The 15,657-nt window shown below is 65.0% G+C and carries 12 protein-coding genes; 8 read left to right on the plus strand and 4 right to left on the minus strand.

The window, feature by feature from the left end:
- Positions 1-27: 27 nt before the first annotated feature.
- The 4 genes from AAHK21_RS00165 to AAHK21_RS00180 form a co-directional block, all read right to left on the minus strand.
- Positions 28-2,175, minus strand: coding sequence for a hypothetical protein (locus tag AAHK21_RS00165; protein WP_367855944.1), 2,148 nt, complete (start codon positions 2,173-2,175; stop codon positions 28-30).
- Positions 2,162-3,364, minus strand: coding sequence for a DUF3142 domain-containing protein (locus AAHK21_RS00170; protein ID WP_367855945.1), 1,203 nt, complete (start codon positions 3,362-3,364; stop codon positions 2,162-2,164). Before AAHK21_RS00170 ends, AAHK21_RS00165 begins: the two co-directional genes overlap by 14 nt.
- A 75-nt stretch (positions 3,365-3,439) precedes the next feature.
- On the minus strand, positions 3,440-3,853 hold the full coding sequence (locus AAHK21_RS00175; RefSeq protein ID WP_367855946.1) for a hypothetical protein: 414 nt from the start codon (positions 3,851-3,853) through the stop codon (positions 3,440-3,442).
- Positions 3,854-3,887: 34 nt separating this feature from the next.
- Complete coding sequence (locus tag AAHK21_RS00180; protein WP_367855947.1) at positions 3,888-4,373, minus strand: DUF2846 domain-containing protein; 486 nt, start codon at positions 4,371-4,373, stop codon at positions 3,888-3,890.
- 649 nt (positions 4,374-5,022) lie between these two features.
- Between AAHK21_RS00180 and AAHK21_RS00185 the strand changes: the two genes are divergently transcribed.
- From AAHK21_RS00185 to AAHK21_RS00220, 8 genes are read left to right on the plus strand one after another with little or no spacing between them, the layout of a single operon-like run.
- Positions 5,023-6,885, plus strand: coding sequence for a 3-dehydroquinate synthase (locus AAHK21_RS00185; RefSeq protein WP_367855948.1), 1,863 nt, complete (start codon positions 5,023-5,025; stop codon positions 6,883-6,885).
- Positions 6,882-7,772, plus strand: a complete 891-nt coding sequence (locus tag AAHK21_RS00190) for a UbiA family prenyltransferase (RefSeq protein WP_367855949.1) — start codon at positions 6,882-6,884, stop codon at positions 7,770-7,772. The genes AAHK21_RS00185 and AAHK21_RS00190 overlap by 4 nt, the downstream gene beginning before the upstream one ends.
- Complete coding sequence (locus AAHK21_RS00195; RefSeq protein WP_367855950.1) at positions 7,769-8,530, plus strand: EboA domain-containing protein; 762 nt, start codon at positions 7,769-7,771, stop codon at positions 8,528-8,530. Before AAHK21_RS00190 ends, AAHK21_RS00195 begins: the two co-directional genes overlap by 4 nt.
- A gap of 36 nt (positions 8,531-8,566) precedes the next feature.
- Entirely contained in the window at positions 8,567-9,451 is an 885-nt protein-coding gene (locus AAHK21_RS00200) for a TatD family hydrolase (protein ID WP_367855951.1), read from the plus strand.
- The gene (eboE, locus tag AAHK21_RS00205) at positions 9,448-10,680 is read left to right on the plus strand and encodes a metabolite traffic protein EboE (protein ID WP_367855952.1); all 1,233 of its coding nucleotides are present in this window, start codon (positions 9,448-9,450) and stop codon (positions 10,678-10,680) included. The genes AAHK21_RS00200 and eboE overlap by 4 nt, the downstream gene beginning before the upstream one ends.
- Entirely contained in the window at positions 10,670-12,115 is a 1,446-nt protein-coding gene (locus AAHK21_RS00210) for an alkaline phosphatase family protein (RefSeq protein ID WP_367855953.1), read from the plus strand. Before eboE ends, AAHK21_RS00210 begins: the two co-directional genes overlap by 11 nt.
- On the plus strand, positions 12,094-13,236 hold the full coding sequence (locus AAHK21_RS00215; protein ID WP_367855954.1) for a hypothetical protein: 1,143 nt from the start codon (positions 12,094-12,096) through the stop codon (positions 13,234-13,236). Before AAHK21_RS00210 ends, AAHK21_RS00215 begins: the two co-directional genes overlap by 22 nt.
- A 10-nt stretch (positions 13,237-13,246) precedes the next feature.
- Entirely contained in the window at positions 13,247-15,634 is a 2,388-nt protein-coding gene (locus AAHK21_RS00220; RefSeq protein WP_367855955.1) for a hypothetical protein, read from the plus strand.
- Positions 15,635-15,657 lie beyond the last annotated feature (23 nt).

Consider the following 15,657-nt stretch of genomic DNA (forward strand, 5'->3'; position numbering starts at 1 on the left):
GGCGGCTGATGGCCGCCCCTTTTCGTTTCACACCTTGGCCTTGCGCCGTCGCAACCACACCCAGGCAACCCCCGCCAACACCACCAACCCTACCGGTAGCGCCTGCGCCTTGTACGGCCGCAATGCCGCCCGCGCGGCATCCAGCTTCTCTGTCACGTAGCGTTTGTTGGCCTGGTCGAACCGGGGCGCTTCGCACTGGTTGCCGAAATCCTCTGCCCACTGCACAAACGGCCCCTGCTGGACGTAGCGCTTGTACAGCGCGCTTTCCTGCTCGGTGCCCGGCACCCAGCCCGCCGCCGTGCACAGCACCGCGGCGAAGGCCTGGCTGCTGTGCGGCAACTGGTCCGCGGCCTGGTTGGCCAGGTCGGCGGCGACATAGCGGTAGTGGTAGCGCTGGTCGGGCTTGGCTTCGGTCGCCAACTGGCGCTGCACCTCGCCGGCACCGATGAACGGCCCGGGCTGCAGGGTGGCGCTGCCCAGGCTGAAGCTGCCGCCCAGCCAGGCATAGTCCGGCGCCATTTCGTAGCCGAGGATCTCCATGCCGGCGCCGCGTGCCAAGGTGGCCGCGGCAAACAGCGCCTCGGCACGGCCCGTGGGTGTCCAGCGCGAGACGGCCTCCTGGCGGTGCCGGCCGTAGGCCTTGGCATCAGCCTGCAACTGCGCCGTGGCGAAGTAGCCGGGCGCCTCGTCGTAACGGCCCTCGCGCAGCAGGCGCCGGCCCAGCAGCTCGCGCAGCTGCGTCGCCACCGGTCGCGGTACATAGCCGCCCTCTTCCACCTTGGGTGCCGGTGGCGCCGGCACATGGGCATCGACATAGCCCTTGAGCTCGTCCAGGGTCAGCACGCGGTCGGCCACGTTGGCCGTATCCTGCCAGTAGATGTCCTGGCTGCGGTACAGCAGGTCGAAGGCCTGCAGGTAGTCGCCGCGCTCCAGCGCCAGGATCGCGCCCTCGCCTTCGACCCGGCAGCCGGGCTTGACGCTTTCGTAGTCCCAATCGGGTGTCTGTCTCGAGCCCCACGACTCTTCGCGGGGGAACGCCGCGGCGGCCTTGGCGTAGGCAGCGGCTGCCTGGGCCTTGTCGCCATCGCGCAAGGCCAGCTTGGCGCGCAGCCACCAGGCAAGGCCGGTATCGCCAGCCTGCTGCAGATAGCTCCTGGTCGCGGCATAGTTGCCTTGCTGGTAGGTCAATGCAGCCAAACGGTCGGCGTCTTCCAGCTTGTCGCCGACACTGGCCTGCAGCAACCCGGGCAGGCGCCGGGCCTGGGTTGGCGGCTGGCCGTCATAGTCCCAACCGACATGGCTGAGCAGATAGGCGGTGAGCAGCTTGCGTGGCATCGGTTGTGCCAACTGCGTCTTCAGCTGTTCATCCGGCAGGCTCACCAGTTCGTTGGCAAGCTGCCTGAGCGAGCTGTAGCCGCTGCCCGAGCCCAGGCGGCTCTGGCTGGCATACAAGCGGATGGCGCTGTTCCAGTCGCCGGCGAGCTTGGCCAGGCGGGCCTCCTCGCCAAGGCTGGCAACCCCTAGTTCCAATGGGTCACTGAAGCCTTCGGAGCTGAGTGCGCGGGCTTGCTGGAAAGCCTCGCGCGCCTGGGCTTGCAGGGCCTGCGGGGCCTGTCGCGGATCATCACTGGCCTCGAAGCTTCGGGCCATCAAGGCCCGCCCCAGCGAGTAGGCCGCCCAGGTGCTGCGCAGCTTGCGTTGTTCAGCTGGCAGGGCCAGCACCTTGGCGAAATAATCCGCCGCCAGGGCGTGGTCGCCTGTGTCGAAAGCCACTGCGCCGGCAATGTACAGGCGCAGTTCATCCGGCAGTTCGGCGCCTTGCTCCAGCACTTGTTGCGGATCTGCCAGGGCACGCAGTTGCGCGACCTTCTCGCGCAGCGATTGCGGTAGCTCGCTTGCCTCGATACGGCTGCGCTGCTCACGGTAAGGTCGGTCGTTGTCGTCACTGTCCCAGTAAGGAGTCAGGGTCACATCGGTGGCGGGCTTGAGGCCTGCGATCTGCTCGCCGAGGCGATTCACCTCGAAACCGAAATTGCCCTCCGGCAACTCGGCCAGGGTGTGCGCTCGGTCGCCAAGCAACTGCATCGGGAAGTCCGGGCCACAGGCCAGCGCCGGAACGGCCGGCACGCTCAGGGACAGGTACAGCAGGCGCCGGGGCCAGTTACGGGTAGACATTCCATGCTCCTTGATCGATTCCATGGCAGCGCGCCCAGCCGAGGACGCGCCGGCCGCCAGCGGCGAGACGCGCGCTGGACTGGCGGTTGAAGATGAGGTGTTGCGGGGATTGCTGCAAGCGGTAGCCGTTGAGCCCGTCGGCGGCGTCACAGGATGCGACGTCCAGTTCCACCCGCGCAGGTATCGGCAGGTCGAGATTGCCGACATTGACCAGCGTGATGTCGCGCAGCCCCGCCTGCCCGGACAGTTCGACCCGCCAGTGGCTGGCGAGCGCATCGCCTCGCGCCACCGCCTTCAACGTGGTCAGGCTCCAGGCGCGGCGGTCGCCGGGCAACGGCAGGCGGAACCAGATCAGCCCGGCCAGGTGCGCAGGTGGCTGGTTGCGCAGTTGCCTGCCCAGGTCCGCCAGTTGCTGTGGATCGGCCAGCAGTTCGCGGCGTTCGCCACCACGGTTCAACGGTGTTTCGCTCTCCACCACGGGCGCGCCACCGGTATCAGGCAGCAACGCGACGCCATAGGCGGGCAAGGCCAGGTAGAACGGCTTGTCGCCGACGCGACTCCAGCGTTCGGCCCATTGCCTGGCCTGTGCCGGATCGAACAGGCCGCGACGCGGGTCGCTCACTGCGTGCACCTGCAACACACTGCTGTCCACCGCCTGCAACAGCGCCGGCAGCTGCGGGCTGTCGAGCCAGGCGGGCAATGCGGTGATGCTCAGCTTCAGGCCCGGCGGCAGTTGTGCGCGCAGTTTCAGAAGAAATTCGCTATAGCCCGCAAGGCGGGCGCTGCCACTGTCATGGTCGATCTCCAGCCCCTCCAGGGCCACACCCGCGGCCTGCCAGTCCGCCAGCAGGCGCGCCATTTGTGGGCCTGCCTCCTGCAGGTCGAGCGTCGGCAACTGGCCGTCCAGGCGCACCACCGCGATCACCGACCTGCCATCGGCCTTGAGCCGTGGCAGGTCGACCAGCGCCCTGCTCCACCCGGCCTTGGGCTGCGCTTGCAAGGCAAGCACGCGCAAGGTCGAAAAGTCGGCGCGGCTGTCCGCCAGGGCCTGCTCGTGGGCGGGTTGCCATTGGCGTTGCCAGATATAGAGCTGCTGGTCGAGGGGCGGTGCGGGTTCAGGTCGGCAGCCGGCGAGCGCTCCGAGCACGACATAGAAGAACAGGTGACGCAGGGATGGGGTGTCGGGCATGCAATCCTTTGTCTGGCGCGTTGGGCTGCCGGTGGCGAGGTGGCGATACTACCTCAACCCGGCACGCTATCGCGCTCAGCGCCCGCCAATCAAGCTATCGACCCGTTCACCGGTCGCCAGGTCTTCGATGACGAAACCGAACCAGTCATCGCTCTCCACACGTTTCATGCCGTACTCACGCCCGGCAACCAGTGTGACATCCCGGAAAATCGACGGCGTGGCACGGGTGTCGATCCAGCGCTTCACTTCCAGGCGATGGGGCCCGGGCGTGAGGCGATACTCGCGGCGGGAGGTGTAGACGATCCACCAGGTGTCCACGCCATCCACCGTGGCGATGGTGAGGAACTTGTCGATTGCGCGGATCTTGGCCGTTTCGTTGTCTGGCAGCCCTTGCGCGCCTTTTTCGACATAGGCCGCGCAGCCGCTGGCGATCGCGCAGGTCAGTAGCAACAAGCCGTTGCGGGCAAGACGCAGACATTGAAGAGGCATATTTCTCACTCGTAGGTTTCCAGGCGGCTGCCTGTCACTGCGCCTGCAGCGCGTTGTCGATGTACATGCTGTCGCGCATTTCCCGCAGCGCGGTCGGCGCCGGCACCTGGCCAAGGTTCGAAGACACCCCCACATTCAGCCCGCCGGGGCCGATGCCCGGGGCGAATTGCATGCCGCCTCCCAGCCTCAGGTAGTAGGCCTGGCCGTTGCGCAGGTCCAGGGTGCCGTTGACGTTCAAGGGGTAGAGGTCCAGGGCCCAGCGGGTGGCAACCTGGTGCTGGCCTTGTGACAGGTAGAAGTAGGTGAAAGAACGGTTCTTCACTTCACTGACCTCCTTGCCATCGATGACCAGCGTGGGGCTGCGCCAGTAAGGGGCAACACCGGTACGGTAGAGGTAGACCAGCGCCGCGTCTTGCTTGAGGGGGGCGACTTCGGCGAACTCGGCACCATTGTGCAAGGTGGTGCAGGCACCGAGAAATAGCGTTGCAGCTAAAGAAGCGGCGGTTTTCAAGCGTGCCATGGGGTTCCTTGGAGGGCATGCGGTCCGTCGGGGGGGGTGGCAATCTAACATCGCAAGGCATCGGCGACAACGCTGGGTGGCGCACCTCGCTCGACCTACAGATGGTGTCCTACCAGGGGTGGAGTACGGATGTACTCCTTGCTCGAATGAGCTGATATTGCCATCGTTCAGCGGGAAATGAGATCTGACGCTTTTGTCGGTAATCGCTGCGCAGGTTGTATGAAGACTGTAAGTAAAACGTTTTGTGTAACTACACATAATTTTAATTAGTTGCGCACTAGTTAGAAGACTATCTAGTTTGCCACCTCAACTTAAAACCCGGGAAATACAAGCAACGGATAAAATAAAATGATTATCATTCAGCTGTTCAATATCTATAATCATTCCGATTAATCATTTATATATATTCACGACTGATAATTCGCAAGCATTCTAATGCACGCCTAAAAATCACGCGTTTCATCTAACCCTTCGCCCCACATTCCCTTGCAAAAGCGAAGCGGCCGACTAGTTTTGTGTTTATCTTCGCCAACATAATAAATATAACTCCCCCGCCATTTAGTTCAGAGGAGTCCATGTCCTCGCGCCCATGGGGCGTGACGCTCGATTGCTGAAACGGAAATCAGTCAAATAACAAGAGGGACGCTTGATGAAGCGCAGCCGCGGGTATCGTGCGCTCTCGCAAAGAGGGCCGGGCAAACATTTCTGGTTGTCAGTACTGTGCTTCTCAGGCCTGGTGATCGCCAGCTTTGTATTATTCGAACAACAGATCCAGAACTTCCTCTCCCACCTCGAACAGTTCCTGCCTTCGACCCCCGCCCAGATGCTGACCCTGGCGTTGCTGCTGATCAGCTTGCTGGCGCTGGACGTGGTACTACCCGTGCCGTCGAGCATGGTAGCGCTGCTTGCGGTGGCGATGCTTGGCAGCGTTGGCGGCTACCTGGTGATCTTCATCGGCCTGTGCCTGGGTGCCGGGCTGGGGTATGCGCTGGGGGCCGGGTATTTTCGCCTGCTGTCCAGCCGCCTGGGCCTGCACCAGCGCCAGCCGGGGCAACTGGCGTATCGGCTGGGCACGCTGTCGTTGATCTGCCTGCGCGGCGTGCCGGTGCTGGCGGAAACCTCGGTGGTGGCGGCCGGCATGCAGCGCTATCCGCTGCGCGCCTTCATCCTGGTCACTACCCTGGCCAATGCCGGCCTGGCACTGGCCTACAGCGCCATCGGCACCTTCCTGGTCGCGCAGAACGCGCTGCTGGTGACCCTGCTCGCCGGCATGGTCCTGCCCGCGCTGTTCATCGCCGGGTACAGCCTGTTCAAGGCCTTGCGCAAGAGTGAACCACTGCGCGGGCGTTTCACGGTCAGTTACGACTACCCCGTGGTGTTCACCGAGCACCTGTTCGATCCGCTCAACACCTGCCTGCACCGCCAGCTCACCGCACAGCAGCGTGGCCGGGTAACGGTGCTGGTCTTCGCCGACGAACAGCTGCTGCGCTGCGCACCGCACCTGGCGGGCCAGATCGACGCCTACTTTGCCGCCCATGACGCGGACCTGAACCTGAAAGCCGCGCCCATCGCCATGCCGGCCGGTGAGCTGAGCAAGGACGCACAGGTCCTGCAACAGCTGTACAGCGACATGCTGAGCCATGGGCTGGACCGTCATTGCTTCGTCCTGGCCCTGGGCGGCGGCGCCGTGCTGGACGCGGTGGGCTACGCCTGCGCCACCTTTCACCGGGGCATGCGCCTGATCCGCATCCCCAGCACGGTACTGGCACAAAACGACGCCGGCATCGGCGTGAAAAACGGCATCAACGCCTTCAGCCAGAAGAACCTGCTCGGCGCCTTCTACCCCGCCAGCGCAGTGATCAATGACTTCCAACTGCTCACCACGCTTGCCCACCGCGACCGCATCGCCGGCCTGGCCGAGGCCGTCAAGGTGGCGCTGATCAAGGACCGCGCCTTCTTCGAGTGGATGGAGCGGGAGGCCGACGCCCTCGCCCACTTCGATCATCCGGCCAGCCGCTACGCCATCCGCCGTTGCGCCGAGCTGCACCTGGGGCACATCACCGGCGCTGGCGACCCCTTCGAACGCGGCAACGGGCGCCCCCTGGACTATGGCCACTGGGCGGCGCACAAGCTGGAAAACCTCAGCCAGCACCGCCTGCGCCATGGTGAAGCAGTGGCGGTGGGCATGGCCCTCGACGGGCTCTATGCCAATGCCCTGGGTCTGTTGAGCGATGCCGACAGCGAGCGCGTCATCAGCCTGTTGCTCAGGCTTGGCTTCAACCTGTGCCCACCGGAGCTGAGCCTGAAAGATGCGCATGGTCGTTCGCGGGTGTTGCTCGGGCTGGAGGAGTTTCGCCAGCACTTGGGCGGGCAGCTGTCCATCCCCATGCTGAGCTGCATCGGGACATCGGTCGACCTGCACGAGATCGATGACGCACTGATGGAACAGGCGCTGCTGCGGCTGGTCAGCCAGCGCGCGCCCCTCACCCTGGGCGAGGGCTGCGCGCAATGAACCCGATCACGCCGGACCTGAAAACCTGGATGACTGTTGGCCGGGTCTCCAACCTGCCCACGGTGTGGACCAACACCCTCGCCGCCGCCCTGCTGGCCAGCAGCGCCGGTGCCCTGGCGCCACCCTCCTCTCTGGTGTGGCTCCTGCTGCTGGCCATGCTGTCGCTGCTGTACCTGGCCGGCATGCTGCTGAACGACCTGCTGGACGCCGATTGGGACCAACAGCACAGCAACGCCCGCCCCATCACCCTCGGGCTGGTCAGCCGGCGGCAGGTGCGCCTGGCCATCTACGGGTTGCTGCTGCTGGCCGCGACCGCGGCGCTCGGCCTGAGCCGCCTGGTCGAACAGCCGCACTGGCTGCTGGGCAGCGTCACCCTGCTGGTGGGCTGCATTCTCGGCTACAACCTGCTGCACAAGACCCACGTCCACAGCGTCTGGTTGATGGGCGCGTGCCGCTCGGCGCTGTACCTCACCGCGGCGGCCAGCCTGGCGGTGCCGGCGCAGCCCATCTGGCTGTGCGCGATCCTGCTCGGGGTGTACATCAGCGGCCTGACCTACCTGGCGCGCCAGGAGCACCTCAACCAGTTGCTCAGCCGCCTGCCCCTGCTGCTGATGCTCAGCCCGCTGGCCCTGGCGGCCTACGCCGAGACCCTGTGGTTCTGGCCGGTGTTGCTGCTGTGGCTGGGCTGGCTGGGCTGGCATTACTGGCTGCACCTCGCCGATCCGCGGCGCCGGCAAGTACGTGCCTTCATCGGCGCGGGGCTGGCGGCCCTGCCGCTGTTCGATGCCCTGGTGCTGGCGGTGGCCGACCAGCCCCTGGGCAGCCTGCTGTGCGTCCTGGTGTTCTTCCTGCTTCCACACCTCCAACGCTGGATCAAACCGACATGAACAGTCATATCGCTTCGTCGCCAACGGCGGCGCTGGACATGCGCCACGACTGCCTGGCCGAACGGCAGCAGGCCTTGGTCGCGCAACTCGATCAGGCCGAGTTGCAGTGGTGGCAACAGGCGCAGGCGCGCCTCGGGCAGTCGCCGGACGCCAACACCGCCGCCCTGCTGAGCAGCCAGTGCAAGCGCCGGATCGGCGACCGGGCCATGCCCGACGATGAGGGCTGGAGCCAGTTGCAGCTGGCACGCGCGCTGCTCCTGGCGCAGGTCCTCGAGCAGCAACCAGAGGCCGGGCAGCTGCCTTTGCTGCGCCAGTTGTTCCACTGGGGTGACGACCAGGAAAAGGTCGCCCTGCTCAAGGCCCTGGACTGGCTCGACAGCCGTGGCGCGTGCCTGGAGCTGGCCTTGCAGGCCGGGCGCACCAGCAACAGCCAGGTGTTCGCCGCCCTCGCCCTCGACACCCTCTACCCGTCCCGCCATTACCCGGAGCGTGCGTTCCACCAGCTGGTGCTCAAAGCGCTCGGCATGGGACTGGACGTGAGCCGCCTGCACGGCCTGAGCGAGCGCCGGGGCGTCACCCTCAACCAACTGGCCCTTGATCTGCTGGATGAGCAACTGGCTGCCGCGCGTCCGGTCTCCGGCGGTCTGTACCTGGCGATTGCCTTCAACCTGCTCAGCCCGGCGCAGCACCAGCGGCTGCTCGGCCTCTGCCGCCAGCAATGCCTGCCCCCCGGCTGGCATGAGCACCTGGCCACCTGATACCCGACAATGCCTTCTCCCTGACGAGGATTCACCATGCCCAAGTACTTCGACCCGCATATCCATATGGTCAGCCGCACCACCGACGACTACCAGAACATGGCTGCCGCCGGCATCACCGGGGTGATCGAACCCGCGTTCTGGCAGGGCCAGGCCAGGACCAGCCTCGGCAGCTTCGTCGACTACTTCGACACCCTGTTGGGTTGGGAGCGTTTTCGCGCCAGCATGTTCGGCATACATCACTTCTGCACCATCGGCCTCAACCCCAAGGAGGCCAACGACCTGTCGATCGCCTATGAGGTACTCGAGGTCCTGCCGCGCTACCTGGTCAAGGATGGGGTGGTGGCGGTGGGTGAAATCGGCTACGACGACATCACCCCCGAAGAAGACCGCTTTCTCGCCGCGCAACTTGAGCTTGCCAAGCAATTCAACCTGCCGGTGCTGGTGCATACGCCACACCGCGACAAGATCGGCGGCACCAAGCGCACCCTTGCGGTGATCCGCGAAGTCGGTATCGCCGAACACCTGGTGATCATCGACCACCTCAACGAACTGACCCTGCCGCTGGTGCTCGACAGCGATTGCTGGCGCGGCCATTCCATCTACCCCAACACCAAGATGTCCGAGCAGCGCATGGTCGCGCTGCTGCAGCAGTACGGCACGGAAAAAATGGTGGTCAACAGCGCCGCCGACTGGGGCATCAGTGACCCGCTCAAGGTGCCAAAGACCGGCCAGGCGATGCTGGCCGCAGGCTTCAGCGAGGCCCAGGTCGAGCAGGTGCTGTTCCACAACCCGGTGGATTTCTTTGCCCAGAGTGGTCAGTTGGACAAAACCCTGGTCAGCACCCCGCTGCCCATCGACCAGCGTCGCCAGTGGCAGGAAAACTCGGCCCTGCGCGGCCAGGATCCGGTGGTCAAATGAGCGCTGGCCGGGGTTGGAGCGCCTCGCAGCTCGGCTACTGCGGCAACGTGCACCCGGCACCTGACCTGGCCGCGCTGCGCGCCTCCATCGAGCAGCACTTCCAGGGCGTGCGCAGACTGCGCGGGCTCGACGTGCAAGACAGCGGGCTGTGGATCAGCGCCCGCGCCGCTTCCGAGTTGCGCCAAGCGCCGGCACGGCAGGCGTTTCTCGACCTGCTGCAACGCAGCGGGCTGCGCCTGACCTCGCTCAACGGCTTCCCCTACGGGCAGTTCCATGAGGGCGCGGTGAAGGCTGCGGTCTACCTGCCCAGCTGGGCCGAGCCGCAACGGCTGGCGTACAGCCTGGAGCTGGCGCGGCTGCTGGCCGAGGCCCTGCCGCCGGACTGCCGGCAAGGGGTGATCTCCAGCGTGCCGCTGGGCTACGCCGCCCACTGGAGCCCGGCGCTGCAGCAGCGTGCCGAGGAACAGCTGCGCGAGCTCACCTCGGCGCTGGCCCGGCTGCACCAGGAAACCGGCAAGAAGATCATGGTATGCCTGGAAATGGAGCCGGACTGCGTGCTGCAGACCACCGACCAGGCCATCGCCTTCTTCCACCACTGGCAGGCCAGCGACCCTAACCATGAGTACCTGGCACTGTGCTTCGACGTCTGCCACCAGGCGGTGATGTTCGAAGATTGCCGGCAGTCCCTGGAAAGGCTGCGCCAGGCTGGGGTGCCCATCGGCAAGATCCAGCTGTCCAATGCGATGATTTGCCGCCTGCCGGCCCAGGACATTCGCCGTTGCGCCCAGGTACTCGAGGTGCTGGGCGGCTTTGCCGAAGCCACCTATCTGCACCAGGTGCAGGCGCGCGACAGCCAAGGCCACCTGTGTGCCTGGGCGGACCTGCCGGCTGCGCTCGCCGCCTGCCTGGCGGAGCCCGGGCGCTACCGGGAGTTGCGGGTTCACTTCCACATCCCGCTGTTCAGCGAACACCTGCTGCTGCCGGAGCTCGGCGCCAGCCAGGCCGCCCTGGCGCAGACCTTCGATTTTCTCGCCGCGCACGAGGACATCCGCCCCGTGCTGGAAGTGGAAACCTACAGCTGGGGCGTTCTGCCTGCGCAACTGCGACCCACCACCGCCCCGGCCCAGCAACAGGGCATCAGCGACGAGTTGCGTTGGGTCGAGGAGCAGTTGCGCCAGCGTCGCCTGTTGCAATCCCACGCACAGGAGGTGTGTGCCGATGCCCTCTGAACAGCCCCGCCAACCGCTGCTGCTGATCAACGTGGTCGGGCTGACGCCTGCGCTGCTGGGCACGGCAACGCCGCACATCAACCGCCTGTTGCAAAAGGCCAGGATGGCCAGCCTGCAACCGGTGTTCCCTGCCGTCACCTCCACGGTGCAGGCCTCGATCCTCACCGGCCTGCCACCGGCCGGGCACGGCATCGTCGGCAATGGCTGGTACTTTCGCGACCAGGCCGAAGTGCGCTTCTGGCTGCAACCCAACGCCCTGATCCAGGGCGAGAAGGTCTGGCAGACGCTCAAGCGCGAGCTGCCGGGCTTTCGCTGCAGCCAGTTGTTCTGGTGGTACAACATGTACGCCGACGTCGATGCCGCCATCACCCCGCGCCCGCACTATCCGGCCGATGGCCGCAAGCTGTTCGGCCTGTATTCGTCCCCGGCAAACCTGCATGCGCGGATCGAAGAGCAGATCGGCGCGTTTCCGTTCCCGGCGTTCTGGGGGCCGGCTGCCGGCATCGCCTCCAGCCGCTGGATCGTCGATTGCGCCATGGCCGAGTTCCAGCTCGATCGCCCGGACCTGCAGCTGGTCTACCTGCCACACCTCGACTATTGCCTGCAGCGCCTGGGGCCAGGGCACCCGTCTATCGTCGACGAAGTGCGGGCCATCGACGCCGAGGTCGGCCGCCTGCTGGGCTTCGCCAAGACGCAAGGCGCGGCCGTGATGCTGCTGTCGGAGTACGGCATCGAGGCAGTCAGTCAATCAGTGTCCATCAATCGCCTGCTGCGCGCCGAAGGTCTGCTGCAGGTGCGCCAGTCACTGACCTGGGAACTGCTCGACCCCGGTGCCAGCGCTGCCTTCGCCGTCGTCGACCACCAGATTGCCCATGTCTACGTCAGACAAGCCCGCGACATCCCTCGGGTCAAGGCCCTGTTGCAAGGCCAGCCCGGCATCGAGCGGGTGCTGGACAGGACCGAGCAGCAGGCCTGGCAGCTGGACCACGCGCGCAGTGGCGAACTGGTCGCCGTGGCCGCCGCCGATCACTGGTTCGACTACCGCTACTGGCTCGACGATCGCAAGGCACCGGACTTCGCCCGCACCGTGGACATCCACCGCAAGCCCGGCTACGACCCGCTGGAGCTGTTCATCGACCCCGCCATCCGCTTCCCCAGGCTGAAAGTGGCGCGGCGCCTGCTGCAGAAGAAACTCGGCTTTCGCTACTACATGGACCTGATCCCGCTCGACACCTCGATGGTGCGTGGCAGCCACGGCCGTCTGCCCGCCAGCGCGCAGACCGGGCCACTGCTCATTACCGATTGTGATCTGCCGTTGCCGGGCAGCCTGCCGGCGACAGCGGTGAAGCAACTGCTCCTGCAGCATTTCCTGGGGCACTCATACACCGACCTGGCCAAAGCCAAGGAGCTTACATGCGGCGAGCCATCTCAATAACCGTCCTCAGCGCACTGGCCGGACTGGCCCAGGCCGAGGGCACCACCCCCTTCGATTGCAACCAGTTCATGCAGTTTGGCGGCAACGTCGACCAGGCCCGGCAGACCTTCGCCCAAGGGCCGGAAAGCATGAGCTGGAACTGGTTCGTCTGCCTGAACCAGCCGGTCGAGTCGAACAGCCCCAATCGGGTCTGGGAAACCCTCAAGCCTTCGGACCAGGTCTACCTGAGCAATGGCGCCGCACCGCTGCCCTGGGGCCAGAGCGAGCCGGTGCCGGCCGCGGTGCTGCAGGCCGCCCAGGCCCAGGGCCTGAACCCCAACCGCACGTTCCACAACCTCAACGCCGTGCAGCAGGTGGACGGCCTGATACTGGAAATGGGCGGCGCGGTACCCACCGCGCAACAGGGGCAACCGGTGCGTTTCCAGCTATTGATGGGCGAGGACACCTTCGACTACATCGTGCAAAAGCAGGTGTACAACGTGAACGGCCAGGCCGCCTTGACCAGCAACCTGGCCTTTCCCTCCACCGCCTGGGAGCTCAAGGCCGCCTGGCTGTGGATCGGCAATAACCCGGATTATCAGCAGCAACTGCAAGGCGATGGCTACTACATCGCCCAGGCCTACTACCAGCAGGACAACGGCCAGTACCAGGTCGGCTACGCCGCGCTCAGTGGCCTGCACGTGGTCAACAAGCTGAACCCGCAATGGGTCTGGACCACCTTCGAGAATCGCAACAACGGCAAGTACACCGTGACCAACGCGATTCCCCCGACCCCGATGAGCAACAGCACCGGGCCGACCCCGGCGGCGCAGACCGCCAACACCACCTTCCAGGCCATGTACCCGGCGCTGGCGCAGTACGAGCTGATCGGCACCCAGTCCGAGACCAATCCGAAGCTGCTGGCCAACTCCCAGCTCGAGTCGGCCTTCCAGAGCCAGTCCTCGTGCTTCGCCTGCCATGGAACGGCGGCCTACTCCAAGACCAAGGGCTATTTCAATTTCGCCCAGAAGCAGCAAGGCGGGATTGTCTATCCGACTGCCGAAGTGCCGGCGTCCGAGTTCGCCGGGTACAACAAACTGGACTTTGTCTGGTCGCTGAAACGCGCCCAGTGGCAACGCTAAGGAGCATGACATGAGCGTACTGAACTTCCCGCGCATCTACCTCGGCGGCCACATGTACTGGAGCCCGCCGACCGCCAACAACAACGACATGTACCCGCTCTACGACGCCTCGAAGATGCGCTTGAACTGGCGCTTCCTCGAGTACTACGGGATCAACCCGGCGAATGCCAGCAGCAAGTTGATGCCGTGGGTCATCGCTCCGCAGGTGCTGCTCGAGGCGCCCACCTATGTCATCCAGGTGCCGGGTAATGCCGCGCAGGGCGTCGACGTGATGATCCCCGGCGAGTGGAACCTGTTCGGCGACAACGCCTGCGGCACCGTCAACTACACGCCGGCAGACCCCACTATCCCGGCGACAGCCTCCGTCATCACCGGCGGCGAACTGCCCAACGGCGGCTACGTCGACCAAGACCCGCTGATCAACCAGACCTACAACCTGTTCGGCAACCCGTTCGGCAGCGATGCCCCTACTCCGGCGCGTTTCGTCGACGTCAGCCCCTGGCAGAACACCTTCACCGCGCTGTACTTCGACCGGCTGGTGCTCGGCGACGCCCAGTGCGGCCTGACGCTCAAGCGCCAGCACCGCATGCTCGACCGTTTCCTCAACTTCAACTGGGCGAGACTTGGTGGCCTGGTCTATGTAACCACCACCTGGCAGACCTGTTTCCCGAAAGAGAACCTGAGCTGGGCCCTGGGCAACTCGCAATTGCTGCAGAACCTGCAGCAACAGATGGAGCAGCAGAAGGCCAAAGGGCTGATGTTCCGTTTCTCTACCTACCTGACCTGCTACGACAAGAACGGCGTCTTCAATGACCAGCCGTACATCGACACCCGCGCCACCACCCCGCAAGCGCTGGCCTATGTGCAGGCGATGTACCAGAAAGGCCTGGACAATGTCGGCAGCATTTTCTTCAACCCTGCCTACAGCCGCACCGCGGGCACCTTGGGTTTGTGGTTCGACGACGAGTTCCCCACGGCGCCGGCCGGGCGGCGGCTGGTCCCTGGTGATCCGGTACAGTTGCAGAAGGACGGTGTGGACTTCAAACCCATGACATTGGGGGTCATCTCGGCGCAGGTGCATGACGACACCCTGTCGCTGGACCTGCTCAATGGGTTCCCCAGCTATTCGCTCGACCCGAAGGCCAAGATACCGGTGGCGGCGAAGTTCGACGCCGGCAGCTACCAACTCGGCATACGCCAGGGCGAGCAGTTCACGCCGCTGGCCAGTTTCGGCTACGAAGACTATCAGCAGGCGGCCTTCGACAAACGTTCGGGAATCCTCGACCTGCCGTTGAGCGCAGAAGCGCAGAAACAGCTGCAAAGCGGATCGCTGGAGTTGCAGCAGCAAGGCACCACGCCGGTGAAGGCGGCGACCCAGCAGATGTGGACCGCCGAAGTGGTCGAGAGCGCCAGTTTCATCGACGTCGGCGACAGCAAGACCTTGCAGATCATGGTGCAGTACGACGGCCTGCCGGCGCCGGCCGGTACCGTGCTGACGGTGGCCGAGTACAACAACGCCTACATGATGTGCACCACCGACTACTACCTGGCGTTCAGCAACCCGGCCGATTTCACGCTGTTCTTCGACGACCCTGACGACCGCGCCAAGAACATCTCCAACCTGCCGAACTTCGACAACGCCTCGCCGCTCTCTCGGCAGCTGAGCGAAGGCACGGGCCGCAGGCTTACGGCGATGCACCTTGCAGGCCCGACCACCGGCATGAATCCGGTGAGCTACCAGCAGTACCTGCCCACGCCTGGCTCGGTGGCCCTGAGCCCCAGCCTGGCGTTCGCCAACCCCATCCAGGGTCAGGGCACGCTGCAGGGTGAGCCGAACGGCAAGGTGCAGTACAGCACCACGCAGATCACCACCGACGCCAACGGGGTTGCCCAGCTGACCGTCAAGGCCGTGGCACCGGGCTTTCCGACCTTGCGCTTCTTCGTGCATGACGGCAAGCAGCCGCCGCAGATCCCGTTCAGCTTCAAACTGATGCAAACCTATACCGACTTCCTCGCGCCACTGCGCGTGCTGCCCCAGGAGCCGGAGATACAGCAGAGGTTCGTCGATGCCTGGAACCAGGTCTACAAGCAGCAGAACGCCGGCCAGCTGATCTGGGAAAGCTTCATCTACCCGTTCATCCTGCAGCCGTTCTTCTACATGTACCCGATCATGAACAAGTACATGCCGCTGAACTCCCTGGCCCGCATAGAGGGCGCGGTCGACCAGCTGATTGTGCTGATCAGCAAGGAGTACCAGGAGGAAAGCACCCTGGCGATGCCCATCACCCGGGACATGCCGCAAAGCCGCCGGGCAGTGCTGGAGCTCTGGGCCCAGGCCCTGGTGAAACGCAACTACCCACCCATCCCGCTGAGCATGAGCGACTTCCCGCAAGGCTGACCGGCAGGACTGCCGGGTGACGA

It is taken from the genome of Pseudomonas sp. TE50-2 (assembly GCF_040813665.1).
GTDB lineage: Bacteria > Pseudomonadota > Gammaproteobacteria > Pseudomonadales > Pseudomonadaceae > Aquipseudomonas > Aquipseudomonas soli.

Bases quoted from the DNA above. Each gene is read 5' to 3' on its own strand.
- AAHK21_RS00220 (WP_367855955.1), top strand. From the start codon at position 13,247: ATGAGCGTACTGAACTTCCCGCGCATCTACCTCGGCGGCCACATGTAC.
- AAHK21_RS00190 (WP_367855949.1), top strand. From the start codon at position 6,882: ATGAACCCGATCACGCCGGACCTGAAAACCTGGATGACTGTTGGCCGG.
- AAHK21_RS00165 (WP_367855944.1), bottom strand. From the start codon at position 2,175: ATGTCTACCCGTAACTGGCCCCGGCGCCTGCTGTACCTGTCCCTGAGC.
- AAHK21_RS00200 (WP_367855951.1), top strand. From the start codon at position 8,567: ATGCCCAAGTACTTCGACCCGCATATCCATATGGTCAGCCGCACCACC.
- AAHK21_RS00180 (WP_367855947.1), bottom strand. From the start codon at position 4,373: ATGGCACGCTTGAAAACCGCCGCTTCTTTAGCTGCAACGCTATTTCTC.
- AAHK21_RS00185 (WP_367855948.1), top strand. From the start codon at position 5,023: ATGAAGCGCAGCCGCGGGTATCGTGCGCTCTCGCAAAGAGGGCCGGGC.
- eboE (WP_367855952.1), top strand. From the start codon at position 9,448: ATGAGCGCTGGCCGGGGTTGGAGCGCCTCGCAGCTCGGCTACTGCGGC.
- AAHK21_RS00210 (WP_367855953.1), top strand. From the start codon at position 10,670: ATGCCCTCTGAACAGCCCCGCCAACCGCTGCTGCTGATCAACGTGGTC.
- AAHK21_RS00170 (WP_367855945.1), bottom strand. From the start codon at position 3,364: ATGCCCGACACCCCATCCCTGCGTCACCTGTTCTTCTATGTCGTGCTC.
- AAHK21_RS00195 (WP_367855950.1), top strand. From the start codon at position 7,769: ATGAACAGTCATATCGCTTCGTCGCCAACGGCGGCGCTGGACATGCGC.
- AAHK21_RS00215 (WP_367855954.1), top strand. From the start codon at position 12,094: ATGCGGCGAGCCATCTCAATAACCGTCCTCAGCGCACTGGCCGGACTG.
- AAHK21_RS00175 (WP_367855946.1), bottom strand. From the start codon at position 3,853: ATGCCTCTTCAATGTCTGCGTCTTGCCCGCAACGGCTTGTTGCTACTG.